General features: G+C 50.8%; 1 protein-coding gene and 1 pseudogene. Both read right to left on the minus strand.

What is annotated here, in order from left to right; translation table 11 throughout:
* Positions 1-230: 230 nt before the first annotated feature.
* A pseudogene (locus JX360_RS18185) lies at positions 231-877 on the minus strand (Uma2 family endonuclease).
* A gap of 61 nt (positions 878-938) precedes the next feature.
* Positions 939-1,511 carry a Uma2 family endonuclease gene (locus JX360_RS17345; protein ID WP_244353488.1) on the minus strand — a complete coding sequence of 191 codons (573 nt, stop codon included), beginning with the start codon at positions 1,509-1,511 and terminating at the stop codon, positions 939-941.
* Positions 1,512-1,759 lie beyond the last annotated feature (248 nt).

Genomic DNA, 1,759 nt, shown 5'->3' on the forward strand with positions numbered 1-1,759 from the left:
CGTTCACGGTTTTGAGTGGTATCTAAGCTTAGAACGCTGGCTCCCCCTTCATCTCTTCAATCTCCAAAACTACCGCACAGCAAGGCACCCAGCTATCTGTAAGCAGCTTTTGTCAGTCAATCAGGAAATCACTGTAACTCATGGTAGGAGAAAACCTCGGTGAACAGTGTCTCTGGGTCTTTGTGATTTATGGTTTATGTTTTTATATTCACCACAGAGGGTACAGAGGGTTAGATTGAGCGGATGTTTTGACGAAAAGTTCGTAGGGCAGGGCTGCGACCGATTGCCCGACTTTGGGCTAAGACCTCCGACACCCATTCTAGGATCGGTAGGTTGGGGAAGGTGGGGCTGGTGGCAGAATTTTGATATTGCCCAGATTGCAGGGTGTAGATCTTTAGTTCAGTTCCCTCGTAGACCCAAAGTTCGGGAACGCCTAAGCGGGTGTAGGCATCGATTTGGGTTTTGGAGGTGACATCGACCTCAATGGCCAGATCAGGGGGTGGATCAACGGATAAATCAAGCCGAACTTTACCAATCATGCAATCATGGTTTGGTGGTTTTGAATGTAGAAGCATTCATCGGGTTCAATGCCATAGTTCATGGCTTGCCGTTTGAAGGTGGTTGACCCAAAGCACTCGCAGTCAATTTCTAGTTCTTCTAAGAGGATTTTGACTATATCCCCAAGAATAGATTTCTCGCGTTCGTGCTTGGGTAGTGGCATCCTGATTTCCAAAATTCCATCGCTGTAGGCGATGCGGCTGGCACGTTTTTCGCCCAGTTCATCGAGAATGGCTTCAAATTCTGACCAGTTCAGGTCACGAATCAGCAAGCGTTGACCGGGAGGGACATCTAGTTGTCGGAGTCGCAAAGTAACCATAAGCTGGGCGAATAAGGCATGTGAGAAATCTTGGTGTGCTTTGTGTCTTTGTGGTTTTCCCCTAACCCCAGATCAGCGTAAAGTCCATGACAAAGTTGGGCAGGACGGGGTCACCAGGGAGGGTGTCAGGGCGACTATACACCTGCACAGTTTGCCCTGGGTGATAGACATGAACTTGCTGGAGTTCTGGATCAATGAGCCAACCCAGTTGCGCGCCATTGTCGATATATTCTTGCAGTTTGGCCTGGAGGGTGGATAGCTCATCGCTAGGGGATTTGAGTTCTAGGACAAAATCGGGACAGATGGGGGCAAATTTACGGCGTTGCTCGGACGATAGGCGTTCCCAGCGGGTCTTTTCAATCCAGGCGGCATCGGGGGAGCGGATGGCTCCGTTGGGTAGGGTAAAGCCTGCGGAGGAGTCGAAGGTCACACCGAGTTTGGCTTGTTGGTTCCAGTACCATAGTTGGGCACTCAAGCTCAAGTTTTGGCGACCACTTTCGCTTCCGGCAGGGGCCATGGCAATCAGTTCTCCTTGGGCGGTGCGCTCGAGGCGTAGGTTGGGGTTGCTGCGGCAAAGCTGCTCGAAGGCTTCATCGGTCAGGGTGAGGGCAGGATGCAGATTCAGGGCAATCATGGGGGGCTCCTTGTGGGGATTACACGTCAAGCTGAAGGGCTTGGATTAGGATTTGGTTGAGGCGCTGTATCTGCTGTGTACCTAGGCTGCCTAATCGTCGCTGAAGCAACTGTCGCTCTAGGCCTCTTTTGTCACTCTAGGCAGAGGAGAACAGGATTGAGGTAGACATCCAAGGCCATCGGGATGAATTTAACTTCTCGATGAGTCGGGATAGACCTATCGATAGTTCAGGAATAGTATAAACTCTC

The sequence above is a fragment of the Thermostichus vulcanus str. 'Rupite' genome, from assembly GCF_022848905.1.
GTDB lineage: Bacteria > Cyanobacteriota > Cyanobacteriia > Thermostichales > Thermostichaceae > Thermostichus > Thermostichus vulcanus_A.

Bases quoted from the DNA above. Each gene is read 5' to 3' on its own strand.
- JX360_RS17345 (WP_244353488.1), bottom strand. From the start codon at position 1,511: ATGATTGCCCTGAATCTGCATCCTGCCCTCACCCTGACCGATGAAGCC.